Source organism: Metabacillus litoralis (assembly GCF_007994985.1).
Lineage (GTDB): Bacteria > Bacillota > Bacilli > Bacillales > Bacillaceae > Metabacillus > Metabacillus litoralis.
Genome location: NZ_VOQF01000004.1, coordinates 111,891 through 138,275, shown reverse-complemented (window position 1 = coordinate 138,275; position 26,385 = coordinate 111,891). Strand labels below are relative to the sequence as shown.

The 26,385-nt window shown below is 33.1% G+C and carries 18 protein-coding genes and 1 riboswitch; of the genes, 12 read left to right on the top strand and 6 right to left on the bottom strand.

Annotated features, from left to right (window positions below; genetic code table 11):
* Positions 1–167 precede the first annotated feature (167 nt).
* Positions 168–7,193, top strand: coding sequence for a type I pullulanase (pulA, locus tag FS935_RS07975; RefSeq protein WP_158638560.1), 7,026 nt, complete (start codon positions 168–170; stop codon positions 7,191–7,193).
* Between the two features lie 111 nt (positions 7,194–7,304).
* Here the strand turns inward: pulA and ku are convergent, their stop codons facing one another.
* Both ku and FS935_RS07965 read right to left on the bottom strand, forming a co-directional pair.
* Positions 7,305–8,207, bottom strand: a complete 903-nt coding sequence (gene ku / locus FS935_RS07970) for a non-homologous end joining protein Ku (RefSeq protein WP_146947310.1) — start codon at positions 8,205–8,207, stop codon at positions 7,305–7,307.
* Positions 8,208–8,322: 115 nt separating this feature from the next.
* Positions 8,323–9,102, bottom strand: coding sequence for an undecaprenyl-diphosphate phosphatase (locus FS935_RS07965; protein WP_146947308.1), 780 nt, complete (start codon positions 9,100–9,102; stop codon positions 8,323–8,325).
* A gap of 154 nt (positions 9,103–9,256) precedes the next feature.
* Between FS935_RS07965 and FS935_RS07960 the strand changes: the two genes are divergently transcribed.
* From FS935_RS07960 to FS935_RS07945, 4 genes are all read left to right on the top strand, one after another.
* Positions 9,257–9,835 carry a DedA family protein gene (locus tag FS935_RS07960; RefSeq protein ID WP_439116627.1) on the top strand — a complete coding sequence of 193 codons (579 nt, stop codon included), beginning with the start codon at positions 9,257–9,259 and terminating at the stop codon, positions 9,833–9,835.
* Positions 9,836–9,938: 103 nt separating this feature from the next.
* Positions 9,939–10,092, top strand: a riboswitch (yybP-ykoY riboswitch).
* 79 nt (positions 10,093–10,171) lie between these two features.
* The gene (locus FS935_RS07955) at positions 10,172–10,978 is read left to right on the top strand and encodes a TerC family protein (protein WP_146947306.1); all 807 of its coding nucleotides are present in this window, start codon (positions 10,172–10,174) and stop codon (positions 10,976–10,978) included.
* Positions 10,979–11,694: 716 nt separating this feature from the next.
* Positions 11,695–12,441, top strand: coding sequence for an RNA polymerase sigma factor SigI (sigI, locus tag FS935_RS07950; RefSeq protein ID WP_146947304.1), 747 nt, complete (start codon positions 11,695–11,697; stop codon positions 12,439–12,441).
* On the top strand, positions 12,438–13,574 hold the full coding sequence (locus FS935_RS07945; protein ID WP_146947302.1) for an anti-sigma factor domain-containing protein: 1,137 nt from the start codon (positions 12,438–12,440) through the stop codon (positions 13,572–13,574). The genes sigI and FS935_RS07945 overlap by 4 nt, the downstream gene beginning before the upstream one ends.
* A gap of 33 nt (positions 13,575–13,607) precedes the next feature.
* Here the strand turns inward: FS935_RS07945 and FS935_RS07940 are convergent, their stop codons facing one another.
* Complete coding sequence (locus tag FS935_RS07940; protein ID WP_146947300.1) at positions 13,608–13,808, bottom strand: alpha/beta-type small acid-soluble spore protein; 201 nt, start codon at positions 13,806–13,808, stop codon at positions 13,608–13,610.
* A gap of 125 nt (positions 13,809–13,933) precedes the next feature.
* Positions 13,934–14,626, bottom strand: coding sequence for a DUF1836 domain-containing protein (locus tag FS935_RS07935; protein WP_146947298.1), 693 nt, complete (start codon positions 14,624–14,626; stop codon positions 13,934–13,936).
* A 428-nt stretch (positions 14,627–15,054) separates the two neighbouring features.
* Here FS935_RS07935 and htpX point away from each other — a divergent pair, with 428 nt between their 5' ends.
* From htpX to ykzE, 6 genes are all read left to right on the top strand, one after another.
* Complete coding sequence (htpX, locus tag FS935_RS07930; protein ID WP_146947296.1) at positions 15,055–15,933, top strand: protease HtpX; 879 nt, start codon at positions 15,055–15,057, stop codon at positions 15,931–15,933.
* A gap of 345 nt (positions 15,934–16,278) precedes the next feature.
* Complete coding sequence (locus FS935_RS07925) at positions 16,279–17,625, top strand: TrkH family potassium uptake protein (RefSeq protein ID WP_146947472.1); 1,347 nt, start codon at positions 16,279–16,281, stop codon at positions 17,623–17,625.
* A 103-nt stretch (positions 17,626–17,728) separates the two neighbouring features.
* Complete coding sequence (locus tag FS935_RS07920) at positions 17,729–19,741, top strand: penicillin-binding transpeptidase domain-containing protein (RefSeq protein ID WP_146947294.1); 2,013 nt, start codon at positions 17,729–17,731, stop codon at positions 19,739–19,741.
* Between the two features lie 263 nt (positions 19,742–20,004).
* Positions 20,005–20,142 carry a hypothetical protein gene (locus FS935_RS23630; RefSeq protein WP_168714475.1) on the top strand — a complete coding sequence of 46 codons (138 nt, stop codon included), beginning with the start codon at positions 20,005–20,007 and terminating at the stop codon, positions 20,140–20,142.
* Positions 20,143–20,233: 91 nt separating this feature from the next.
* On the top strand, positions 20,234–20,386 hold the full coding sequence (gene ykzP, locus FS935_RS23625; RefSeq protein WP_168714474.1) for a protein YkzP: 153 nt from the start codon (positions 20,234–20,236) through the stop codon (positions 20,384–20,386).
* A complete protein-coding gene (ykzE, locus tag FS935_RS23620; RefSeq protein ID WP_168714473.1) occupies positions 20,386–20,553 on the top strand; it encodes a protein YkzE in 168 nt (55 codons plus the stop codon). The genes ykzP and ykzE overlap by 1 nt, the downstream gene beginning before the upstream one ends.
* A 328-nt stretch (positions 20,554–20,881) precedes the next feature.
* Here ykzE and FS935_RS07915 read toward each other — a convergent pair whose 3' ends face one another.
* Both FS935_RS07915 and FS935_RS07910 read right to left on the bottom strand, forming a co-directional pair.
* Positions 20,882–22,648, bottom strand: a complete 1,767-nt coding sequence (locus FS935_RS07915) for a B12-binding domain-containing radical SAM protein (RefSeq protein WP_146947292.1) — start codon at positions 22,646–22,648, stop codon at positions 20,882–20,884.
* 140 nt (positions 22,649–22,788) lie between these two features.
* A complete protein-coding gene (locus tag FS935_RS07910) occupies positions 22,789–23,802 on the bottom strand; it encodes an acyltransferase family protein (protein ID WP_146947290.1) in 1,014 nt (337 codons plus the stop codon).
* Positions 23,803–24,177: 375 nt separating this feature from the next.
* Between FS935_RS07910 and FS935_RS07905 the strand changes: the two genes are divergently transcribed.
* Positions 24,178–26,373 (top strand): PAS domain-containing sensor histidine kinase, encoded by a 2,196-nt coding sequence (locus FS935_RS07905; RefSeq protein WP_439116626.1) that lies wholly within the window; start codon positions 24,178–24,180, stop codon positions 26,371–26,373.
* Positions 26,374–26,385: the final 12 nt, after the last annotated feature.

Here is a 26,385-nt window from a genome sequence, read left to right as displayed (position 1 = left end):
TTTGTTGCGTCTAATTACAGAAGGTGATATTCTAAATATGTAGATTTGTTGAAAACGATTACAATATTACAAAAATGGACAAAAGATTTCCTTTATAGAAGTCTTTACTATTTTAGTCTTTGTGCAAACGTTTTCGCAAATTGTAATTTTACTTAGGGGGGAAAATGGTGTTGAAAAAACAAAATAGGAAAGCGCTATCGATGCTGATAATATTTTCATTAGTGTTACAGCTTTTATCAGGATTAGTACCTTATGCAAGCGTTAGCGCAGAAGTGACGAATCCCGTAGTAAATGATGACGGTACTGTTACATTTACTTATGAAGGTGAAGCTACTACAGTTAAAGTTGCTGGAAGTTTTACTGAGTGGGGAACAGGTGCTCTTGATATGACTGAAGAGACAGAGAGTATTTGGAAGCTAACTACTCCGTTAGACGATGGAACTTATCAGTATAAGTTTATTGTGGATAACAAAGAAGATTGGGAATTAGATCCTAATAATCCGAACCAAGCTGATGGAAATTCAGTGTTTACAAAAGGTGAGGTAGAGCCACCACCAGCTCCAACTGTTGAAAGTCCTGTAATTGGAAGCGACGGCAGTGTGACTTTTACTTATGAAGGAGCAGCTGAATCAGTAAAAGTAGCTGGAAGCTTTACTGAGTGGGGAACAGGAGCTCTAGAGATGACTGAGAAGTCTGAAGGAATATGGGAGCTAACTAAGAAACTTCCAAATGCAGACTATCAATATAAGTATATTGTGGATGGAGAATGGATGACAGATCCTGCTAATAAAAATCCTTTAGCAGATGGTAACTCAACGTTTACAGTTGAAGTTATTCAAAGTCCTGTCATTAATGAAGATGGTAGTGTAACGTTTAATTACAAGCAATCAGAAGATAACGAAACAGCTGTTTATCTAATCGGTTCATTAAATGAATGGAGCACAGAAACAGCTTATGAATTGAAGTTAAATGATAAGGGTGTTTTCTCTGTAACAGTAGAAAATGTAGCACCAGGCGAATATCAATACAAATTTTTGAGAAACGAACGTAAATGGAATGACCTAGAGATTACAGATCCTTTAAACACTGAGACTAAGGATGGTAACTCATTATTAGTAATCGAATCACCAGAGCCAATAAATGTTCAATCAGCATTAATGGACTCTCTATCTGAGATTCTAGTAACAACTAACAAAGCTTTTGGTGACCAAGAGCTAGTTGTAACAGATGTTGAAGCAAATGAAGTTATTGAATCAACAACAACAAAAATCTCTGATACAAAAGCGAAAATTACATTAGCAGACAATGTGAATGTAGATGTAAGAAAGCTTTATGAAGTATCAGTAGGGAATTCTGAAGGTAAAGTTGTAACAATGCGTAATGTATTAAATGATGATCAATTCTTCTATGATGGAGACTTAGGCTATAACTATTCTTCTATCAAAACATCATTTAAACTTTGGGCACCAACAGCTACAAAAGTAAGTCTAGCAATCTATGATGATGCAGGAACTTATGAAGGTGCTTTTGTACCTGATCATACAGATGGTGAAGAAACTGAAATGAACCGTTCAGATAACGGTATTTGGTCTCTAGAAGTCAATGAAGATCTTAAAAACAAATATTATATGTACAAAGTAGAGTTTGCAAATGGTGATGTAAATTATGCAGTTGATCCTTATGCTGTTTCAACTTCAGCAAATGGACAAAGAACAGCAATCGTAGATTTAGATAGCACAGATCCAAGTGGATTTGACCCAATGGACAAGCCTGCTATCGTTTCACCTGCTGATGCAATTATCTATGAATTACATGTTCGTGATTTTTCAATTAATGAAGATTCAGGAATGGACAATAAAGGTAAGTATTTAGCGTTTACAGAAGAGGGAACAACTAGTCCTAGTGGTGTAAAGACTGGTGTTGATTCTTTAAAAGAATTAGGAGTTAACTATGTTCATTTACTTCCAACTTATGACTTTGGTTCTGTAAATGAATTAAAAGTGGATGATCCAAACTCTGATGAAGTGAAATTCAACTGGGGCTATGACCCAATACACTTTAACGTACCAGAAGGCTCTTATTCTACTGATCCTACTGATCCAACTAGTAGAATTAAAGAATACAAGCAAATGGTTCAATCTTTACATGATAATGGAATTCGTGTTATAGCCGATGTTGTATACAATCATACGTATATGAATGAATCAACACAGCTTGAAGGGAAATCACCTTTTGATGCGATCGTTCCTGGTTACTACTACCGTACAGATGATACTGGTAAAATTACAAACGGATCTGGTACTGGTAATGAAGTAGCTTCAGAGCGTCCAATGGTACGTAAATACATTAAAGATTCTGTTCACTATTGGGCAACAGAATTTGGTATTGATGGATTCCGTTTTGACTTAATGGGATTAATCGATCAAAAAACAATGCAAGAGCTAACAAGAGAATTGAAAAATGAAGTAGATCCTAATGTATTAATTTACGGTGAGCCATGGACAGGTGGATCAACAAGTCTTCCTGCATCTATGCAACACTTTAAAGGAACGCAAAAAGATCAAGGATACGCAGTATTCAATGATAATATTCGTGGTGCGATTAAAGGCGGAAGTGACGATAATAGTACTGGATTTGCTACAGGCTCAACTGGTAAAGAAGGCGATATCGTAGCAGGTGTTAAAGGTGCGATTGATCAATTTGCTAATGATCCGCAAGAAACAATCACATATGTAACAGCGCATGATAACTTAAACCTTTGGGATAAGTTAATGGCAGTAGCTGGTGAGGATGCAAGTGAAAATCCGCATGCTGTTATCACTGAAGAAGACCCACTAGATAATGAGTTGGTAAAACGTAGCTTATTAGCTAATGGCATTGTGTTAACTTCTCAAGGTATTCCTTTCCTACACGCTGGTGAAGAAATGCTAAGAAGTAAATACGGTAATCATAATAGCTATAAGAGCCCTGACAATATCAACATGATTCGTTGGGAATTAAAAGATCAATATCAATCTGTATTCAATTATTACAAAGGTTTAATTGATTTAAGAAAAAACCATTCTGCATTTAAAATGGATACAAAAGCAGAAGTAAATGAACATTTTGAAGTATTAAAGCAGGATGAAAACATTGTTGCTTATCAATTAAAAGACAATGCAAACAATGATACATGGAAAAATATTGTTGTGATCTACAACGCAAATAAAGAAGCAAAGGAAGTAAGCCTACCTGCTAACGGTAACTGGAACGTAGTAGTTGATCATACGACTGCTGGTACAGAAACAATTAGAACGGTAATTTCAGATAAAGTATCAGTTGAAGGACTTTCAATGATGGTTCTTTACGATCAATCTGAAGCAGCTTATACTCCAGAAGCAACTAGTATTACAGTTAATCCTGATTCACTAGCAATCAACCCTGGTGAAACGAAAACAGTAGCAGCTTATGTAAAAGATCAAAAAGATCGTGTAATGCTTGGTGAAGAAGTAACTTGGTCTTCTTCTGATGAAACTGTTGCAACGGTTTCTAACGGTAAAGTAAAAGGTTTAGCTGAAGGATCGGCTACAATTACAGCTAAAGTAGGCGACATTGAAAAGATGATCGAAGTAACTGTTGAAGAGCTTGTTGCTAATGAAATTATGATTTCAGGAAACAACTCTGTGTTTGCAACATATTCAACACAGCTATCAGCTCTAGTACAAGACCAATTTGCTCAAGATATGCTTGGTGCAAAAGTAACTTGGTCTTCAAGCGATAACACAATTGCAACAGTTAACAGTCAAGGTCAAGTAACTGGTGTGAAACCAGGAAATGTCGTGATTACGGCAAAATCTGGTGACGCAGAAGCTACTTTAGACATGACAGTTAAAGAAAATGTGAAGCGTTATGTACGCATTAAATATGTGAGACCTGATGGTGACTTTACTGGTGATTTTGGTGAGTGGAACTTATGGGTTTGGAACACAGGCGTTAAGAATGATCAAATTAACTTTGAATCATTTGAAGGTGATACAGCAATTGCGAATGTTGAAATTGCTCCTGAAACAGAATCAATTGGATTTCTAGTCCGTAAAGGTGAGGATTGGGCAACGGCTAAGGTCGCACCTGATAGTGATGACCATAATGTGAAAATTGATCGTGACGCGATTCTTACAAAAGTAACGGTTGTAACTGGTGTAGCTGGTCATACTCAAGTACCACATGTTGGTGGACCGGTATTAGCAGATGGAGAAGTAACATTCTTCTATCGTGATGAAGATCTATTCAAAAACGATGCTATGGATACAATCGATTCTGTGAAAGTGAAAGTAGACGACGTTGAGTATGATATGGAGTATAGTGCTGAAAATGAATACTTCTCTTATAAGTTATCAGACTTAGCAGAAGGTACTCATGAGTACACATTCCTAGTAACTAAAGACGGTGAAACAACTGAGGTTACAGATCCTTATAACACAAAAGATGGTAAGTCTACAATTACGTACAATCGTCCAGATGTAAATATTGAAGCGAATGTATCACCGGGAGAATTTACGTACGGTGAAAATGCATTATTATCAGCAAGTGCAACAACAGAAGAAGAAGTAAATATTGAAGAATTATCTGTAAATCTTGAACCACTTGGTGGTAAGAGTAAGGTAGTTATTGATCAAACTGTTGGTTCAGTTGCGATCGGTGCAAGTGACACAATAGGTGCTGGGGAAAAAGAACTTGTGATTACAGCACTAGATGAGTTTGGTAACAAACATACTAAAACAATTAAAGTAACTGTTAAGCCACAACAAATAGTAGGCGACGAGCTTTCATTTGATTGGGATGAAGCAAGAATTTATTTCATGCTTACGGACCGTTTCAAAGATGGAGATCCTTCTAATAACGGTGGCGAAGATGGTAAGTTAGATGAATATGATCCAAACCATAAAGAAGCTTATCATGGTGGTGACTTCCAAGGTATTATCGATGAGTTAGATTACATTGATGATCTTGGTATTAATACACTTTGGATCACTCCAATTGTTGATAATATTGACTTTAATAAAGGTCTTGATTTTACAACAAGCGGTGATTTAGAAGCGAAGCAATATGCATATCATGGCTATTGGGCAGAAGATTTCGAGAAGCTTGATGCACACTTAGGTGACATTGAGAAATTCCAAGAATTAATTGAAAAAGCACATGATAAAGGTATTAAAATTATGCTAGACGTTGTTGTCAACCACGCTGGTTATGGTATGAAAGGTGAGGTAGACACAGAAGAAGGTCAAGATGATTGGTTAAAAGATGAAGCAAATCTTCCATCGAAAGAAGCGATTGATAGATTAAAGGGTATGCTACGTATGGGTGATGAAGAGCTTCCTGGTCACGAAGTGAAAGGTGAGCTTGATAATCTTCCTGACTTCAAAACTGAAGACCCAGCCGTTCGTCAACAATTAGTTGAGTGGCAAACTGCTTGGTTAGAAAGAGCAAGAACAGATCGTGGAGATACGATTGATTTCTTCCGTATTGATACAGTTAAGCACGTTGAAGATGCAACATGGCAAGCATTGAAAAATGGCTTGATTGAAGTTGATCCTAATTTCAAAATGATTGGCGAATATTGGGGTGCAAGTGTTGACAATGATGGAGGCTATTTAGGAACAGGTCAAATGGATTCTCTATTAGACTTTGATTTCAAAGAAAAAGCAAAATCATTTGTTGATGGAAGCATTGATAGTGTTGAGACATATTTACAAGACCGTAATGGACGCATTAATAACAATGCTACTTTAGGACAATTCCTAAGCAGTCATGACCAAAACGGCTTCTTAACAGAATATGTAGGTGGAGACCGAGCGAAATTAAAAGTAGCTGCGGCACTTCAAATCACTTCTAAAGGCCAACCCGTTATTTACTATGGTGAAGAACTAGGTAACTCTGGTACATCTGACTGGAAGAAAGATGAAAATGGAAATATTCTAGCATTTGGTCAAAACCGTGATTCTATGCCTTGGGAGCTTTATGAAAATGAAGACCCTGAAGCAATGGCACTACACAATCATTACTCAACTTTACTAAACATCCGTGCTGATTACTCAAAAGTATTCTCTAAAGGTACTCGTGAAAAAGTAGCTGGTGGAGATGAAGAAGGATATTTAGTATTTGAAAGAGAGTATGAAGGTGAGCAAGTATTAGTTGGTTTAAACACTGCAGAAGCAGATACACAAGCAACATTTGCAGTAGACTTTGCTGCTGATACAAAATTATTTGACTTATACAACAACAAAGAATACGTTGTAAATGCAAATCAAGAAGTAACTGTTGACTTACCTGGTAGTGTTGATGGTGGTACGTTTATCCTTGCTGCTGAGAAGGTAGAGCCAAAGCCAGAGCCAAAGCCAGAACCAAAGCCTGAGCCGAAGCCAGAACCAAAACCTGAGCCGAAGCCAGAACCAAAACCTGAGCCGAAGCCAGAACCAAAACCTGGTAAAGAAAACAATAAAAAATCAAAATTAGTTGTTGTAAAACCAAAAGTAAAAGATGGTAAAGTAACAGTTGACAACAAAGACCTTGAGAAAGTTAACAAAGGCGACAAAGTTATCATTGAACTAAAAGGTAACAAGTCTGCTGAAGCAAGATTTACTTTAACAAAAGAAAATATCTCACTATTAAAAGAAAAAGGTGTAGAGACAGTAACTCTAGCTCCTAAAGACTTAGCAGTTGCTATGAATGTGCCAATTTCGCTTATCCTTGAAGGTGCTGATCTCGTTGTTAAGCGTCTAGCGGATATGGAAGATGACAGTTTCATTAGCGGTGTGTATGATTTCTCACTACTTGTTGATGGAAAGTCTATTCACAACTTTAATGAAGAGATTGAGCTAGTATTTGATGTAAATCCGAAAAACGTTAAAAACCCAGAAAATATTGAAGTAATCTACTTCAATGAAGAAACAGAGAAATGGGAGATCGTACCAGGTGCTGTTTATAAAGATGGTAAAGTAACTGTTCGTACTCCACATTTCAGTATCTTCGCAGTAGTAGAAGTTGCAAAAGTTGATGATGTAGAAAAGATCTCTGAACCTTCTAAAGAAGGCTATGAGCTTCCTTCAACAGCTACTTCAAGCTATAACTGGTTAATAATTGGATTCATCGTGATCTCTATCGGTGGGGCGTATGTATTTGTTCAAAGAAGAAAGATTCATGTAGAAAAATAAGATTAACTTTTTGCTTGATAGTGGGTGTTTCCTGCTATCAAGCTTTTTATTTTATTCTTGAAAAGAAAAGCGAGGAAATCTCACTAATAAGATTTCCTCGCTTTTAGATGTTTATGCTTTTTTTCTAACAGTTTTTGTTTTTTTAGCTGTCGATGCTTCTGTTCCTTTTTCATTGGTATCATCTCCACCAACTACTTTAGGTTGTTGAGTTTTTGGTGTTGCTTTTCCTTTTGCTTGAGGCTTTTTTGTTTTTTCAATACTAGCTTGTAATGCACTCATTAAATCAACTACATTTTGTCTTGGAGCAGCTTCAGAAGGAGTCTTGCCTTCATCTTGATTAACTTTACGTTCAATTAATTCTTGAAGAGCTAGACGATAGTCATCTTTATACTTTTCAGGTTCAAATGTTGTTGTTAATTGGTCAATTAACATTATTGCTGTTTCTAGCTCTTTTGATCCTACATCAACTTGCTCAGGCACACTAGGAACTTCTTTAACGTTTCTTACTTCATCTGGATAATGAACAGTTTCCATTACGATGCAGTTTTGATAAACACGAACAATTGCAAGCTGTTGTTTTGAACGAATTGTTATTTCTGCAATACCGATTTTACCGGATTTATTTAATGATTCACGTAATAGTCCATAGGCTTTACCACCGTTTTCTCCTGGTCCAATAAAATATGATCGGTTAAAATAAATAGGATCAATATCTTCCATCTTGACGAAATCAATAATCTCAACTGTTTTATCTTCATGTTCATCTTTAATCTCTTTTAATTCTTCATCAGTTAAAACAACATATTTTCCTTTTACATATTCATATCCCTTTACAATTTCATCATTTGAGATTTCTTCATCACAATTAGGGCATTTCTTTTCGTATTGAATAGGAGTGTGGCATTTTTTATGGAGGGTTCTAAGTTTGATATCTTTATCCTCTGTTGCTGCATAGAGCTTTATTGGTATATTTACAAGTCCAAAACTAATGGATCCTTTCCACATTGTATGCATATAAATCCCTGCCTTATCAAAAAATTTCCTGAATTTATCTATTAGGATAGGGTTTATCCAACAATTTAATAAGTAGCAATACATACCAATTATGTTAAAGGATCTGATCATGGATTTAAAAAATCTCTAATTGCTGTAAAATTAAAATTGTTCCTCCGAGTAGCCAAACATAGATAGCAAAAAGTTTAAGTGACTTATTTTTGACAAATGAGATCATGAATTTTACTGCTATATAACCAAATATGGCTGATGCGAGTGTTGCTACTAACATTGATGTAAAACTAATTTGGGGAACATTACCTATCATAATATCTTTTAATTGGAATATCACTCCACCACAAATTGCTGGTATTGAGAGAAGAAAGGAAAAGTAGGCTGCTGCTTCTTTGTCCATTTTTCTAATAAGTGCACCTACAATTGTCATACCAGATCTGGAAATGGCAGGGAAGATGGCGATAGCTTGAAAACTACCGATAAAGAAAGAATCGAAAAATGTAATATCCTCTACCTTTTTTGCTCCATTTTTAATTGAATCTGCAAACCAGAGAAATAGGCCTGTTACAAGGAATTCCCATCCAATAGTTACACCTGTTTTAGAGATGGCTTCGAAATAATCGTTGAACAATAACCCAGCAATGACAGCAGGGATCGTGCCAACAATTAATAAAAAACCTATACGACTAAATGGATTTTTAATAAGCTTTAATAAGATATCTTTATAAAAAACAAATAAAGCAATAAGTGTTCCTAGGTGTAACATAGTATCTAAATATAAACCTGCTTCTTCAAGGCCGAAAAAATTTCTTCCTAGGTATAGATGTCCGGTACTACTAATAGGAATAAATTCAGTTAAACCTTGAATAATTCCTAGAATGATCGCTTCTAGCCAATCCATACTTGCTCCCTCCTTAAAATCATGCTTGTCTGTATATATGAATATGTGTATTATATATGCTTGTAGAACACATCTTGGAAAATTGGTGATCAAATTGGAAGAGTTAATTTTAACATTGGTAGAAAACTTTAAAGAGCTTTCTTATTTTGGAATCATGCTTGCTTTAACAATTGAATTTGTACCAGCAGAACTTGTTTTACCACTTGCTGGCTTTTGGGTATATGAAGGAGATATGACGCTTTGGGGAACAGTACTGGCTGGAACTGTAGGTGGAACACTTGGACCACTAACCTTATATGCTGTTGGAAGATATGGAGGAAGACCATTTCTTTTGAAGTATGGCAAGTATTTCTTTATTAATGAAGAAAAACTCATTAAATCAGATGAGTTTTTTGAGAGAAATGGTGCAATGGTTGCATTCACAGCTAGATTTCTTCCAGGTATACGAACACTCATATCTATACCGTGTGGAATGGCTAAAATGAATGTTTGGATATTCTCAATATATACTTTTATTGCTATGTTACCTATTACATTTATTTATGTTTATCTAGGTTTTAAGCTTGGAGAAAGATGGGAAGATGTAGGAGCATTAGCAAATAAATATATTTTACCAATTGGCTTAACCGTTTTGTTTATTTTTATTGCATATAAAATTATTACACGAAAAAAGCGAAAATCAATTGATGAAGAAACATTTGAGTATATATCATCAAAAAATAATCGTTCATGAAAATGTAGCAACACTAAGGTTAATATGGTAGGTTAATATAATTTAAGGAAAAAATGTTGACATTTACCATTGACTGAAAGTATGATGGATATAACTTAATATTCTTCTTCTCAAAGGGGAGTAGCGTTCAGGAATTCTTTCCTGAAAACAAAGTCGTCATTCCATGGATTTATATCCATCGGCTTTGTTGGCATGATCGGTGTTTAACATGCTCAGCAAGACCTTTGCCTAAGTTGGCAAAGGTCTTTTTTATGTTTTCCTATTGCTAACTTAGGAACTAGAGTTTCTGGTGGAAAAGAATGTAATGAGATCTTAAGAGCATAGGAGGAAAAAATGATGGATGTGACTTTATTATTAGAGTACGGCTGGGTGCTTCTAGTATTAATTGCTTTAGAAGGAATTTTAGCTGCTGATAATGCACTTGTAATGGCTGTTATGGTTAAGCATTTACCTGAAGACCAAAGGAAAAAGGCATTATTTTATGGATTAGCAGGTGCATTTGTATTAAGGTTCGGAGCTTTATTCTTAATTTCTTTCTTAGTAAATGTATGGCAAGTGCAAGCTATTGGTGCAATTTATTTACTATATATTTCTATAAATCATATTTTCAAAAAATATGTATTTAAGAAAAATGAGCATCTTAAAAAACCAAAAAAAGAATCTGGGTTCTGGGGAACAGTTTTCAAGGTTGAGTTAGCAGATATGGCGTTTGCAGTTGATTCAATTCTTGCAGCAGTTGCTCTGGCAGTAACGTTACCTGCAACAAACCTTCCTGCTATTGGCGGAATAGATGGAGGACAGTTTTTAGTCATTCTTGCCGGTGGTATCATAGGAATTATTATAATGAGATTTGCAGCAACCTATTTTGTGAAGATTCTTAAGAAAAAACCTTCTCTTGAAACAGCGGCATTTGTTATTGTTGGTTGGGTAGGTGTAAAGCTTGCATTGTATACCTTAGCACATCCAGAAATCAATATTGTTTCAAAACATTTTATTGAATCACCAACATGGAAGTTAATATTCTGGATTGTTTTAGCAGGAATTGCAATTAGTGGCTGGTTCTTATCAAAGGAAGTAACAGAAGAGTCGCTTGTGAACGAAATAGATCAAGAGCCAAATCTAAGAAAAGTAGAAAGCAATTAATATTAAAAAATAGTAATCTCAAGCAGTTCTATAAAGTAAGGGAAGTGGAGTGGAGAAAGATGGGCTCCACTTCCTTTTTTTTGTGTTTATGTGATCCCTAAAGTAGATAACGTGGGATTCAAGTAAGTTCCATTTTTATATATTGTCTATGATTAACTAAAACTAAAAATCGATATGTATTTTTAATGATTACTTATAGAAGTTCTAATGAGACTCAAGCCTTTGATATGACTTCATATTTACTTTTATGGCCTACCTAACATTAGATGGTTTTGTATCAATTATTTTAAGTGCTCAAGGAAAGATAATCCTTAACACAGCAAAAAATGGATAGAAAGAAAACTATTTAATGTCATTTTTGTAACAATTTTTAGTTCTATATACTCATATGGAGATTTTTAAAAAGAATTTCAAATCAACACCCTTACCTATATTAAGTACAGCGAAACTATATAGTGTAAATGAAAAATTAGAAAGAGGGGTGCTTATTTTTCTTGTAATTTCCTTCTCATTTACAATCATCTTACATCAGAAACTGTAAAATGTTACGGATTGGTAAATTGCTTCACTCTTAGGACTTTAGACATATGTTTTGTAACACTTGTATTATTTCTAGAAATAATAGAAAGAAATTTTCATATATCTTCCTTTGCGATCCCTATATGATTTAGCTATGATAGACAAAGTAATATAGGGGAAACAGAGGTGAAACTAAGATGCTTAGCCTTTTGTTTAGACTAGGTAAGAAGAAACATACATTAGAAGAAACAGTTTTATTAATTCAAAAAGGTGATCGTGAATTACAGAATGAATTAATTGATCAGTACAAACCATTTGTTGCTAAGGCTGTATCATCAGTTTGTAAACGATATATAAGTGAAAATGACGATGAATTTAGTATCGGATTAATTGCTTTTAATGATGCAATAGAAAAGTACTCAACAGATAAAGGAAGTTCCTTATTAGCTTTTGCAGAACTTGTGATTAAACGTAAAGTTATAGACTATATTCGCAAAGAAGCACGTCAACCATATACCGTTCACTTAGATCTAAATGAAAATGAGGAAAATGAAACTTCTCAAAGTAAAGTAGAATCAGATTTATCAACAGATGACTATAGGAAAAAGATTGAACAAGAACATCGTAAGGAAGAGATAGGGTATTTTCAACACCGTTTAAAAGAATTTAAATTAACATTTAATGAAATTGTTGAACAATCTCCTAAACATTATGATGCAAGGCAAAATGCTTTATTAGTGGCTAGGAAATTGGTTGAAGATGAAGAATTGAGAAATTTTCTATTTCATAAAAAACAATTACCTGTTAAGCATCTAGAAGGAAAAGTTCAAGTTAGCCGAAAAACGATCGAGAGAAACAGAAAATACATCATTGCCATGGCTATCATTCTATCAGGGGATTTTGTCTATTTAAAAGATTATGTTAAAGAGGTGATAGATTCATGAAAAGAGGGGTCGTCGTAGATAGAAATGATGACTTTATTACATTGCTTACCCCGGAAGGGCAATTTTTAAAAGCAAATAATGAAAAGGGTATGTATGAGATAGGTGAAGAAATTACTTTTTTTCCTTTAGTTGATAAGCTTGAGGAAGCTGCTACTAGAGAATCAAAATTATTGAAAAATAGAGTTTTATCTGCTTTAAGTTTAAAAAGAACACGAGTAGGTGCTTTATCCTTTTTAGCAATCATGGTGTTTATTTTTAGTTTTTTACCAGGTTTAAATCAAAATAAAGCATATGCCTACATGTCAATTGATATAAACCCTAGTTTTGAAGTTAAAATAGATCAGAAATTAAAAGTACTTTCTTTAGATCCAATTAATGAAGAAGCTGAAAAGCTAATGATAGAGCTCCCTAATTGGGAAGGGAAATCTTTTGTAGAAGTTGTTAACACGATTGTAACTCAGTCGAAATCTGAGGGCTATGTGTATCCAGGTAAAGAAATCCTTATTGCAACTGTTGTTAATCAAGAAGATAAAAAGATAGAAGAAAAACTAACAGACAATATAGAGCAAATTCGTCATTCTATGGAAGATGATGAAATGATCGTTAAAACGATTGAGACTGATTCTGAAACTAGGGAAAAAGCTAAAAAACAAGGGATATCAACTGGTAAGTATTTAGAATTAACTAACGATAAAGAAGTTGAAGATAAAAAAGAAGACTTTGTTAAGCCAAAGAGTAATCACCAGGAAGAAACAACAAGTACTCAAAAAGAGATTGATAATACCCCGGTACCAGTTCAACCAAAAGTTAATAATAATTCTGAATGGAAGAACGAAACAAAAGAAAGACTTAAAGAAACACAAAATAAAATAAAAGAAAATTCGAAACCTGAAAAGTGGAATGAAGTAAAAGAAGAACATATAGACAAAAGTAAAGAAGTTAGAAAAAATGAAAAAGCAGAGAGAAAAGCGGATAGAGAGAGACAAAGGAATGAAAAAAGAGAAAATAAAAAAGATATGAGAAATAACGAAAGAAATCATCATAAACAAGATGATGACAACGATGATGACGATAACGACGAAAGAGATAGAGATGAATATGATAATGACAAACATGATAAAGAAGATGACTAAAGAAGTCTGATCAAAACTGATCAGACTTTTCTTTTATTCTGTTTTACCGCCATTTAGTTGTGATTGTGCTTGAGCTACCAAACGTTTAGTGATTTCTCCACCAACCGAACCATTTGCACGTGATACTGTATCTGAACCTAAATTAACACCAAATTCCTGTGCGATTTCATATTTAATTTGATCCAGTGCTTGTTCAATCCCTGGAACAAGTAATTTATTGCTGCTTCTACTCATAATAAGACACTCCTTTAATTTAATAATTAAAGCTGATTTTATCCTACAGCCTTACATATAAGTTATCAATAACAGACATATTCTATACTGGAAATGTTTAGAGAACAGTATGCATACATATGTCCTTATAAGTGCTCGGATAAATGGATCTGCGCAAGTGTCTGCATATGGGATGATAAAACAGATAGAACGGCAATAACTAAGACGTTTTTAATTGTTTCCCACTGTTTTATTGATAATTCTGGTAAAGGCTTTGGTAGAGCATCAATTTTTTTAGTGATAAAATGCTTCAGTTTTTGATCATTGCCAATAATTAAAGATGGTAAAACATCAAGTGATGATAATATTTTAGCGTATAACTCATAGAATGCAATAGGACTTATTAAGTCATCACTTCTATCAGATAATGTATTAAAAACAACGGTTAATACCTTACGAATCTTTTCAAATTCAAAGGATTGTTTTAAATCTTTTACGATAAGCAACATTGCAGCTTGGTCTATAGAGTACTTCTTTCCAAGTTCAGGTGAACCTATTAGTTCCTTTACATCACGTTTAACCCAGTTTTGTATAGATGTTGACTTTAAAGCAGTCAACTCACATAAATTTGCTAAAGAAACGATCTCATTTGTTGATAAACCTAATTCTACATTAGATCGTTTCTTATTGAGTTTTATAATAAAATTTGGTACATCATATTGAGTTTTTGACGCTATATTAATAGCTTTTTCTATTATAGAATAAGGAGAGTGATTTGAATCTCCTTTTAGTGAGTATAATAATTTTGACATTTGTAATCGCGTTAATTGGATTGTCATTTTGACAGACACCCCTTATGTTCTTATGTAATTTTCTTTTAACAGGCACTTTTCTACTTTACTCATTCAAAAAACTAATATCAATATTATTGTTTTTTGAAAGAAGTCACTAGATTTTATATAATACTGTTTCCATAAAGTTACTTAAAGTATAAAATTCTTTTGAAATTTATATTTTATGTAGTTGTCTATAGCTCTATTAGAACTCCATTTTATAAAGTTCATGACAATTTCTTGCTTCTCTGAACACACCATTTAGGCATTTCGAACACTGATTCCGAGAATTTTGTGTCAATTAAAAACAATATATAAGAAAAGAGTTATAAAAAGCTTCTCTCAAAATTTATATTTCTTGATCTTTTCTTAAAATGTTTCTATAATTTATATTATAATACAAGTTCAAGAGAACTTGAAATATGGAGGTACGTATGGCCAAGAGAATATTTTTATTTCTTCTATCAAATATTTTAGTTATTACGACAATAGGTATTGTGCTCTCAATCCTAAATGTTTCACCATATCAAACAGTAAATGGTAATCTCGATTTAGTAAATTTATTGATATTTAGTGCTGTAGTTGGTTTCACTGGGTCTTTTGTTTCTTTAGCTATTTCACGTTGGATGGCGAAAATGATGATGAAAGTAAAGGTGTTAGATCCTTCTAAATCTCTTTCAGCAATGGAAAAGGATTTGGTAGAAAGAGTGCACCGTCTGTCACGAGCAGCTGGTTTAACAAAAATGCCTCAAGTTGGGATTTATCAATCATCTGAAGTCAATGCCTTTGCAACAGGTCCTTCAAAGCGTCGCTCACTAGTTGCTGTTTCAACAGGTTTATTACAAGAAATGGATGATGATGCAATTGAAGGTGTTCTTGCCCATGAGGTAGCTCATATCGCAAATGGTGATATGGTAACAATGACATTGTTACAAGGTATCGTAAATACATTTGTTGTATTTTTTGCTCGTATTGCAGCTTGGGCAGTATCAAGATTTGTACGAGAAGATTTAGCTCCTATTGTTCATTTTGTTGCAGTAATTATCTTTCAAATCGTTTTCTCTATCTTGGGAAGTTTAGTTGTATTTGCATTCTCAAGATATCGAGAATTTCATGCCGATAGAGGTGGAGCTGATTTAGCAGGTAAAGATAAAATGATTCATGCTCTACGTTCTTTAAAACAATATTCACAACGAGTAAGAGATGATGATACAGCACTATCTACTATGAAAATTAATAGTAAAAAAGGAATGTCATTATTCTCTACACATCCAGATTTAGATGATCGAATTAGTCGTTTAGAAGCAAAATAAAAAGTAAGGGATGACTCAAGTCATCCCTTACTTTTTATTTGTTATATTATTAGTTATACCTTAATTCTAAAAAAATAAGCTATGAAAAAGTTTTAAATTAATTTTTAGCACACCTGCTTTTTGACGGTAATATGTGAGACTCTAAAAAGCAAAGCCAAATATTAAATGAAAAAAAATAATGTTACTATTTGATTTATTTGTTAAAATGAATGGATGTTTTTAAGATTTTTGAGTCATAGTAACCTCACAGATGGTTTTACATAAGTGTTATAGATAAAGATAAATGTTAGTGATGGACCTACGTAAACAGACAGAAAGTGATGTTAGATTGGAATGAATGAACAAATGACTAATTGGAAACTAAGATTACAAGCATTAACACCTGTGCAATTAATCGTTTCATATTATTTTTTAGCAGTAACAGTTTCAGTTAGCTTACTTAGCCTACCTGTTGCTCATAAGCCTGGAGTTGATATTACTTTTATAGATCGACTTTTTACTGCAGTAAGTGCCGTAAGTGTTACAGGTCTGACGGTTATGTCAACTGCAGATACATTTAGTGTAACAGGCATCTTTATTTTAGCGTTCGTTCTGCAATTTGGTGGTATAGGAATTATGACCCTAGGAACATTTGTATGGTTAATAATGGGGAAAAAGATTGGTTTGAAGGAAAGACAATTAATTATGACCGATCAAAATCAAACAAACTTATCTGGAATTGTTAATTTGATTCGTCAAATTATTGTATTAATTTTAATCATCGAACTAATTGGTGGAATAATATTAGGAACATATTTCTTAAAATATTATAATACATGGCAAGAAGCCTATCTACAGGGTTTTTTCACTTCGATAAGTGCTACAACTAATGGAGGATTTGATATAACAGGTCAATCTCTTATTCCTTTTGCCAATGATTATTTTATTCAGTTTATCGTGATGATTTTAATTATTCTAGGAGCTATAGGATTTCCTGTTTTAATTGAAGTAAAGGATTTTTTATTTAAAAAAGAAAAAAGATATCGATTTAGTTTATTTACTAAAATAACCTCGATTACTTTTTTTGCTCTTATCATTTTTGGAACAATTGCCATTGCGAGCCTTGAATACTCTTATTTCTTTAAAGATAAAGAATGGCATGAAATTTTATTTTTTTCATTATTCCAATCTACTGCTACTAGAAGTGGTGGATTAGCAACAATGGATATAAGTTTATATACGGAGACAACGCTTTTAATCATGTGTGCATTGATGTTTATAGGTGCTTCACCAAGTTCTGTAGGAGGAGGCATTCGAACAACTACTTTTGCTTTAAATTTACTATTTCTTTATCATTTTGCAAGAGGTCATAAATCAATAAAAATCTTTAGACGTGAGTTACTTGAGGAAGATTTAAGGAAATCTGTTGTTGTGACAATGTTTGCTGTATTAATTTGTTTCTCGGCTATTGTTATATTAACCATTACAGAATCATTTTCATTTATATCAATATTATTTGAGGTTTGTTCAGCTTTTGGTACAACAGGATTATCAATGGGCATTACTTCAGAGTTAACATCAGTAGGCAAAGTTGTCATTATGATTTTAATGTTCATTGGACGTATTGGTATATTAACTTTTCTATATTTATTAGGAACAAAGGAAAGAAAAGATAATTTTCACTATCCTAAGGAACGTGTCATTATCGGGTAAAATAAAATGGGTTAGGCTAAAACGGCTTAGCTCATTTTTATTTTTGTTCAGAACTGAACTAAGTTCCTTTTTTTGGTACAATATGTGATGAGGAGGGTTGATCATGAAAAAATTATCTGGATTAATGTTCATTTTCATAGTATTTGTGTTAGGTGGTTGTTCTGAAAAACCGACTGCGAGTGATCGTTTTTCTGAGTACATTTCATTATGGAACAATCAAAAGTTTTCAGAAATGTATGATATGTTAACCGTTAGTAGTAAAGAAAATATATCTAAAGAAGATTACATAAATAGATATAAAGATATATATGAAGGTGTTTCAGTTAGTAACTTACAGGTGGAATATAATAAACCTAATAATGATGAAAAAAATGATGAGGAAATAGAAGTTGTATATCCGTACTCCCTTTCAATGGAAACAATTGCAGGTAATGTATCTTTTGAACAAGAAGTGACTATAAAGAAGGAGAAAACTGAGAATGAAGAAAATTGGTTTATTTCTTGGCAACCCGCAATGATTTTTCCTGAGCTTGAAGGAGATGAAAAGGTTAAAGTTAGCAGTATAGCTCCTACCCGGGGGCAAATCTTCGATAAAAATGATAATCCTTTAGCTATAAATGGAGTTGCACATAATATCGGGATTGTGCCGGGGGATCTTCCTGAAAAACGTGAGGAAGTATTATCAGAGGTGTCTTCTTTACTTGGTGTTAGTGTTTCAGATATCGAAGCTGAGTTAAATCAATCATGGGTGAAGCCAGATTTATTTGTGCCAATTAAAAGTATAGACCCTGAAAACTCAGAGCTTCTTCAAAAGCTTGTTGAACTTCCTTCTATCCATAAGAGAGATGTTGAAGCACGTTCTTATCCTCTAGGAGAGGCTGCTGCTCATCTTACAGGCTATATTGGTAGTATCACTGCAGAAGAGCTAAAGGAGTTTAAGGATAAAGGTTATAGTGATCAATCAAAAATAGGGAAAGCTGGTCTTGAGCAAATATATGAAGAAAAATTGAAAGGACAAACAGGCTATAAGATTTTTGTTGATGGAACAGAAAAAATCATTGCAGAAAAACCGGCTGTTGAAGGTGAAACGATAAAGGTAACGATTGATAGGGAAATTCAAACTGATTTATATAATCAATTAAAAGGTGATTCTGGTACTGCAGTTGCTTTACATCCAAAAACAGGTGAAACATTAGCACTTGTAAGCAGTCCATCCTATAATCCTAACGAATTTATATACGGATTATCGAGTGAACAGTACAACAATCTTTCTAATAATCCAAATAAGCCCTTAATGGCTCGATTTAATAAAACCTATTCTCCTGGTTCTGTCATAAAACCGATAACGGCAACAATTGGATTGAATAATGAAATAATAAAACCAAGTGATAATAAAATAATTAACGGGAAAACATGGCAAAAAGACAACAGTTGGGGAAATTATTATATATCGAGAGTATCTGAAAAAGTTAGTAATGTGAATTTACAAACTGCGTTAATTTATTCTGATAATATTTATTTTGCACAGCTAGCCTTAGAGATTGGACCAGAAAAGCTAAATAATGGTCTTAGGAGCTTTGGATTTGAGGAAGAACTAGAATATGCATACCCTGTTAGCAAATCCTCAATTTCTAGCAGTGGATTGAATAATGAGACTTTGCTGGCAGATACGGGCTATGGGCAAGGGGAGCTACAAATGAGTCCTTTACACTTAGCTACTACCTATACAGCATTTGTTAATGGTGGCAATATTATTAATCCTTCTTTAGAAATCGTTGAAGGTGAAAAAGAGAGTGTATGGAAGGAAAATGCGGTAAGTGTAGAGCATGCACAAACAATTCTTAATGATCTTAAACAAGTTGTTAATGACCCGAATGGGACCGCGTATAAACCTAATGTTGAGAATCAAAATCTTGCAGGGAAAACTGGCACTGCTGAACTAAAAACCTCTAAGAATGATGAACAAGGCAAAGAAAATGGATGGTTTGTAGCAATAGATTATGATAATCCCGAGCTCTTGATTGCTATGATGATTGAAGATGTAAAGACAAGAGGCGGGAGCCATTATGTAGTGCCAAAAGTAAAGCAAGTTTTTAAAGAAAATCTTACTCAATAAAGTAAAAGACTAGCGAACTTGCGCTGGTCTTTTTCTAATACTATTTCCTGGGTTATAAGCAAGTAGAGAAAGTTAATGTTCATCGTGTAAGAAAAATGGTTTTAAACATTACCAATTTATTCACTAGTATTAAGTTTATTTCTTATAGATTGTTCCTTCAATTTCGTTTCTTCCTTTTATCACCCTTATTATTTTTTTCTTTACTTTCCCACTCATAATTAAAATGCGAAAAAGAGAAAGTAAGAAAGAAGTGAGGTGAAAATATGGAAAAGCAATCAGAATTTCCAGTAGCTCATTTAACTGATACACAATTAAATGTTTTAATGCAAATGGAATCAAAGCTTCGTGAAGAGACCGGTGAGGAAATTGTCTTAATAGCATATGAACAGAAAGAAGACTAAGCTTTCCTTATTATACCTATGATAGTAAGTAGTATTTTAGGAAAACGTATATATGTACAATCTTACAATACAAAATTAGAGGTGAAAAAGTGTGAAAAGAAAAGCTGCTAGAAATCAAGCTCTAAAAAACAATTTTACGCCTACTGAAAGTTTACCTGATGCAGAAATTGCTGAAATAAATGATGATCAAGATCCAATGAAGGGTGCAAATCGTAATTCTAAACAAGGGAAGCAGGGGAAGTAATGACGAAGAAGACGATGAAAAGTAGAAATATGCAAAACCATAAAAAGCCAACTGATATAGACTTGCTTCAAGAGGAATTTGGTCAAGAGCTTGGTGATACAAATGCTGCAAAGATTTATGAAACAATTGCAGAAAAAAAAGAAAAGGAACAAAAAAAAGATAAATAGAGGCTGGGACATAAATAATTAAGTTAATGGAAAACCCGAATTATTAGGTGATATTTCAATTAATCATTCGCCTAATAGTTCGGGTTTTTATATGTCGTCATCAATATTTTATTTGACTATGCATACTATTTTAAAGAACTAGTGGAATGGAGCGGAAGACACTAGGGCACCTACGGGAATAGAGGAGGCTCAGCTTCCTCCCCGTGGAAAGCGAGTGTCTGCAGCGCAATGGAACGAACTTGTTTCTTTAAGCTTATCTGGTTTCAAATTCATTCGTCTTTTTGTATGACTTCTTCAATTATGTCTCAGCCCCATAATAGTATAAGGGTTAACTTACTTTAGAATTAATATCCTTTGTTAAACCATAATAAACGATTGTCTTTGTTTGAATTGAATCATAATGAACAAGAATAAATGAATTTTCTTCAATGATTTTCCCTGTTTTAAGATAATGATTAATATTAAACGGTAGAGATTCAATAACAGTATGTTTAAACAAATCTTTTTCAGTAAACTTCTTACTTGCAAATTCTTCACCTAATAGCAGAGGGTTATCTAATATTGAACGATAAATCTCACTTCGTTCTTGTTTAGACAAAGCATCTGTCCACCATGGTTTACGAGGTTTATACTTTTGATTTCTTAAGTAATCATACTTCATAAAGCCACTTACTATCTCTATATCATCACTTTTTGAGTTATTTAAGAAGTCATAAAGGTGTTTATAGAGATCTTCTAATTGATGACCAATTCTTGTCCAACCTTTTTCATCCCAAAATGTCCCAAATTGTTGGAAAAATTCAAATGGAGAATCAAATACGTTCGAAACTAAATACTCAATTGTTTCATCCATTCGGTGATCATTCCAGTACTTCTCTAGAACATCTTCTACCTGTTTGATTTTGATCATATCTTCAAATGATAAAACATTGTTACGTAAAATTTCATAAGGTGAATGGTCCATATACACATAACCATGATCCTCTGCTCGAAGGCGTAGCCCGGTTCCTCTTAGCATTTTTAAGAAGCCAAGCTGAAGTTCCTCTGGACGTAATGCAAATACATCATTAAATGTTTTCTTAAATGAGTGATAATCTTCTTCTGGTAAACCTGCGATTAAATCAAGATGCTGATCAATTTTTTGTCCTTCTTTAACCATTGTTACAGTTCGTGTTAGCTTATTAAAATTCTGTTTTCGCATCACAAGTTCGTTTGTAGCGTCATTTGTTGATTGTACGCCAATTTCAAAACGGAATAAACCTTTTGGTGCATTGTCATTCAAGAACTGAATAACTTCAGGTCTCATAATATCTGCAGTAATTTCAAATTGAAATACAGTTCCTGGTTTATGCTCATCAATTAAAAACTGGAACATCTCCATTGCATAGCTACGACTTATATTAAAAGTACGATCGACAAATTTTATTATTTTTGCTCCGTTATTCATTAAAAAACGGATATCATCTTTAACTTTTTCTCTATCGAAATATCGAACACCTACTTCAATAGAAGATAAACAAAATTGACAACTAAATGGACATCCACGACTTGTTTCAATATATGTTACACGCTTAGCGAGATGGGATAAATCTTCCTCAAAACGAAATGGAGAAGGAAGTTCTTTTAAATCGATTTTATTTCGCTGAGGCTTAATATGGACCGTTCCATTTTCTCGATAGGCAATTCCACTAACAGCTGAAAAATTTCGTTCGCCATTTAATTCATCTAATAATTGTTTGAAAGATTGTTCACCTTCACCAATAATAATAAAGTCTACTTCAGAGATCGATTCCATCCACTCTCTAGTATCATAAGTAACCTCAGGTCCACCTAAAACAATGACTAAGGATGGGTTAATCTTTTTCATCATCTTAATTATTTTAATTGTTTCTTCGATATTCCAAATATAACAACTGAAACCAAGTATATCTGGTTTTTTTGTATGCAAATCTGTCACAATGTTCATTGCGGGATCTTTTATTGTATATTCAGCTAGCTCTACCTCATAATCTGGGGCAGCATAGGCTTTTAAATATCGAATTGAAAGGCTAGTGTGAATGTATTTTGCATTTAATGTTGATAGAACAGTTTTCATATTGTTAAACACCACTTTTAACATATTTTTAAGGTATAATCAATTTCTTATTGTATCATAGTTCAGTTCAAAAACGAACTTACGTTAAGTGGAGGTTTTTCCATTAAATAGCTGGTGAAAGGTTTATCCTTTTTTTAACATTATCTTTCTAGTGAAGATCGTCTTAAAACATATGGGAAATGTGAAAAGTTTAAATCAATTAACGGTTTGGTAATCTCTATAACTACTTTTGTTGAGAGTATTATTGTTATTAAAAAAGATAAAATGGTAAATAGTATTACGCTTTGATAAGGCTCCAACCATTTTACGATCTCACTATATCTCATAAATTGAATAATGAATCCATGTAAAAGGTAAACATAAAGTGTTCTTGTTCCCCATTTAGTGAAAAAAGCACGTTTTCTTGGAACAAGAGATAAAAAACATATAGTGGTAACAAGTGATGCGCTATAGAAAATGACTCTAGATAAAGCACTTAATAGGGATGTAGTTTCAAAATGGGAATAAGATTTTGAGCCGAATAACCATTCATAGTTAAAATTGACATGATAATAGAGATTAAAAATTAATGTTAATAAGATCAAAGCGAAAATTCTTATTTGTGGTTTCGTAATTGCTTTGAAATGCTCAAGTTTTAGATAAAATCCTATTAAGAAAAGTGGTAAAAAAACAAAGGTTCTAGATAAGCTTAAAAAATTATTTATAGCATCTTCATAGCCAACAATTATTCCTAATGTAAATGCTGAAATAATAACATATATAGGTCGAAATTTAGTGAAAAAATATAAAGTTAAATTCCAAAAAAATAAGCTAATTAAGAACCATAGAGACCAATTAGGCTCTAATGGGTTCATTGTCATCGTTGCGCTCTTTTCAATAAGAACATAGTACAAGGAGTAAATCACTTGGAAAATAAGATACGGTAAAATGAGCTTTTTTGAAATCGTGATCAGATATCCTTTTCTTTTAAAGCCTTTAGCAAAATATCCAGATATTAATATGAATGCTGGCATGTGAAATGTATAAATAAATTTATATAGATTCATGATGTGAACATTGTTGCCGATAAAGGGTTGGATAACATGACCGAATACAACTAAAAATATTAATAAAAATTTAGCATTATCAAAGTAATTCATACGACTTTCCATAATATCACCTATCTCTAGAAGTTATTTTTTTAAAAATTAATATTTTCTTCCCATAAAGGTTTCCTTCTAAACTACATTTCGTTATTTGTTTTGGTATTTTAGGGGGCTGTTATTAAACTGTAAATCTATTGTAAAGAAACCATCCCTACATATTTCAAACAAGTAAACAGTCTAATAAGGACTTTTGACAAAAGGTGAGATAATTCGTAATGATTTATAGTAAATATGTAGGTAAATGAATTAATTTATAGCGAAAATATAAGGGAAAAAGAGACTATTTTCTATCAATTTGTAGATAGGTGAAGGACAATGAATGAACATGTAGAATAAGAATTATATAAGAATATAGAAAGATGTTGTAATTAGGGGTGAAAAAGCTTGAGGCAAGCAATTGAGGAAAACGAAGTTGTTACATTGAGGAAACAAATGTCAATGCTAATGCAGGAAAATGACATTCTAAAATCCAAGCTTTTACAACATGAAACGATAATTGAAAATGCTTTGGATGCAGTGGTTATTTTTGATCAAGATCTGAACTTCATTAATGGAAATGCTGCTGCATATCATTTGTTTCAATTACCTAAAAAAGAGCTTTGTAAAAGAAGCTTATTTGACTTTCTTTCTTTAGTTCCGAAAGATGAAGTTAACCAATTGTTTACGAGCAATAATGGTGAGGAGTTAAAGTCAAAAGAAATTGTTGTGTATTTAGATAATGGTCAAGTTAAGTTTCTAGAGATAAGCCTTCGTAAGCAAGCAATAGATAAATATGATCTTGCTATAATAAAAGATATCTCTTTTAAAAAAAATCTAGAAAGAGAACGTACGATAAATGAACAACTTTTTAAGGATTTATTTCACAGAGCAGTAGATGGAATTGTCATATTTGATGAAGAAGGCAAATTCATTGATGCCAATGGATCGTTTTGTGCAAGTTTTGAAATAAACATAGCGCATTTAAATACTTATATTCTAAGAGACTTTATTGATAGAAAAGAACTCATTAAGCTTGATAAACTTTGGAGTATGTTAAAGGAAAGTGGAAAAGCGAAGGGTGAGCTTCCCGTTTTGTTGAAAAATGGACACAAGAAAATTTTTGAATTTACAACAACATCGAATATTTTAAATGGATATTATATGGCCATAATGAGGGATATAACAGAAAAAAGATCGATGGAAATGAAGCTATACAAAAGTGAAGAACGATTTAGAGAAATTTTTGAGAATGCTATTGATGCCATAATGATATGGAATAAAAAGGGTGAGATTTTAAAGGTAAATCAAGCAGCTAGTAGAACCTTCGAATTGAGCGAGGATGAGCTTGTAACGACGAATGTCTTAGATTTTGTTGATCAAGACTCAGAAAGCTTTAAAAAAGTAAAGGAACAATATTTTGAAACAGGTGCTATAAGAGAAGAACTCCTATTCCACATGCCAAATGGTGAAAATAAAGAATTAGAATTTACTTCAAAAATGAATATTATGGATGGGCACCATTTAACAATTTTCCGAAATGTGAGTGAACGAAAGAAAATGGATAAGATTCTGCGGGAAAGTGAGCAGAAGTTCAGAAAAATATTTGATGGTGCAATGGAAGGAATTGTTTTATTTAACCATTCTTTTGATGTGATAGAAGCAAATTCTAATGCTAGAAGAATCCTTAATTTAGCTGTTGAAGACATGATCTCAGTTAACCTCTGTAGCTTATTTTTTACAAATCTACCAGAAGGTGAATTAGCCAATGATCATTCGAATTATTGGGAAGAAAAAACGCAAGAAATTACGTATAGACATGTAAACGGAGAAGAAAAGACTCTGGAATTTTCATTAAAATACAATATCAATGAAAATATGAATTTAGCTGTTTTTCGTGATGTTACAGAAAAAAGAGAATTAGAGGAGCAGCTTCGAAAATCAGATACATTAAATGTTGTTGGAGAGCTAGCAGCTGGAATTGCGCATGAAATTAGGAATCCAATGACAGCCTTAAAAGGTTTTATCCAACTTTTAGAAGGTAGTGTTCAAGAAGATTTTTCTATGTACTTTAATGTAATCACATCTGAATTAAGCCGTATAGAATCCATCATTACTGAATTCTTAATATTAGCTAGACCACAAGCGATAAAGTACTTACAAAAAAACATTTGTACTATTATGAAAGAAACGATCGATTTGTTAAATGCTCAAGCTATTCTTGAGAATGTACAAATTAAACTTTCGATAGAAGGAGATATCCCATCTATTTATTGTGAACCAAATCAGCTCAAACAAGTATTTATAAATGTGTTGAAAAATGCAATAGAAGTTATGCAAAATGGCGGGCAAATTGATGTTTGTATTAAGCAAAGAGATGAGAAGCATTTAGTCGTTTCGATTAAAGATAGAGGAACTGGAATATCTGAAGATAAAATTAAACGTTTGGGTCAACCATTTTATACAACAAAAGAACGTGGAACTGGTCTCGGATTAATGGTAAGCTATAAGATTATTGAAGAGCATAGAGGGAATGTTCAAGTTGAAAGTGAAGAAGGAAAAGGAACAACCTTTCATATGACATTACCTATTAATCAAAAATAGTAAAATGAAAAG

What these genes read in the sequence shown, in the direction of transcription:
- htpX (WP_146947296.1), top strand. Translation starts at nt 15,055, where the DNA reads ATGGCCAAGAGAATATTTTTATTTCTTCTATCAAATATTTTAGTTATT.
- FS935_RS07960 (WP_439116627.1), top strand. Translation starts at nt 9,257, where the DNA reads ATGCTTGCTTTAACAATTGAATTTGTACCAGCAGAACTTGTTTTACCA.
- sigI (WP_146947304.1), top strand. Translation starts at nt 11,695, where the DNA reads ATGCTTAGCCTTTTGTTTAGACTAGGTAAGAAGAAACATACATTAGAA.
- FS935_RS07940 (WP_146947300.1), bottom strand. Translation starts at nt 13,808, where the DNA reads ATGAGTAGAAGCAGCAATAAATTACTTGTTCCAGGGATTGAACAAGCA.
- FS935_RS07915 (WP_146947292.1), bottom strand. Translation starts at nt 22,648, where the DNA reads ATGAAAACTGTTCTATCAACATTAAATGCAAAATACATTCACACTAGC.
- FS935_RS07935 (WP_146947298.1), bottom strand. Translation starts at nt 14,626, where the DNA reads ATGACAATCCAATTAACGCGATTACAAATGTCAAAATTATTATACTCA.
- FS935_RS07955 (WP_146947306.1), top strand. Translation starts at nt 10,172, where the DNA reads ATGGATGTGACTTTATTATTAGAGTACGGCTGGGTGCTTCTAGTATTA.
- ykzE (WP_168714473.1), top strand. Translation starts at nt 20,386, where the DNA reads ATGACGAAGAAGACGATGAAAAGTAGAAATATGCAAAACCATAAAAAG.
- FS935_RS07965 (WP_146947308.1), bottom strand. Translation starts at nt 9,102, where the DNA reads ATGGATTGGCTAGAAGCGATCATTCTAGGAATTATTCAAGGTTTAACT.
- ku (WP_146947310.1), bottom strand. Translation starts at nt 8,207, where the DNA reads ATGCATACAATGTGGAAAGGATCCATTAGTTTTGGACTTGTAAATATA.
- FS935_RS07920 (WP_146947294.1), top strand. Translation starts at nt 17,729, where the DNA reads ATGAAAAAATTATCTGGATTAATGTTCATTTTCATAGTATTTGTGTTA.
- FS935_RS23630 (WP_168714475.1), top strand. Translation starts at nt 20,005, where the DNA reads ATGGAAAAGCAATCAGAATTTCCAGTAGCTCATTTAACTGATACACAA.
- FS935_RS07945 (WP_146947302.1), top strand. Translation starts at nt 12,438, where the DNA reads ATGAAAAGAGGGGTCGTCGTAGATAGAAATGATGACTTTATTACATTG.
- FS935_RS07925 (WP_146947472.1), top strand. Translation starts at nt 16,279, where the DNA reads ATGACTAATTGGAAACTAAGATTACAAGCATTAACACCTGTGCAATTA.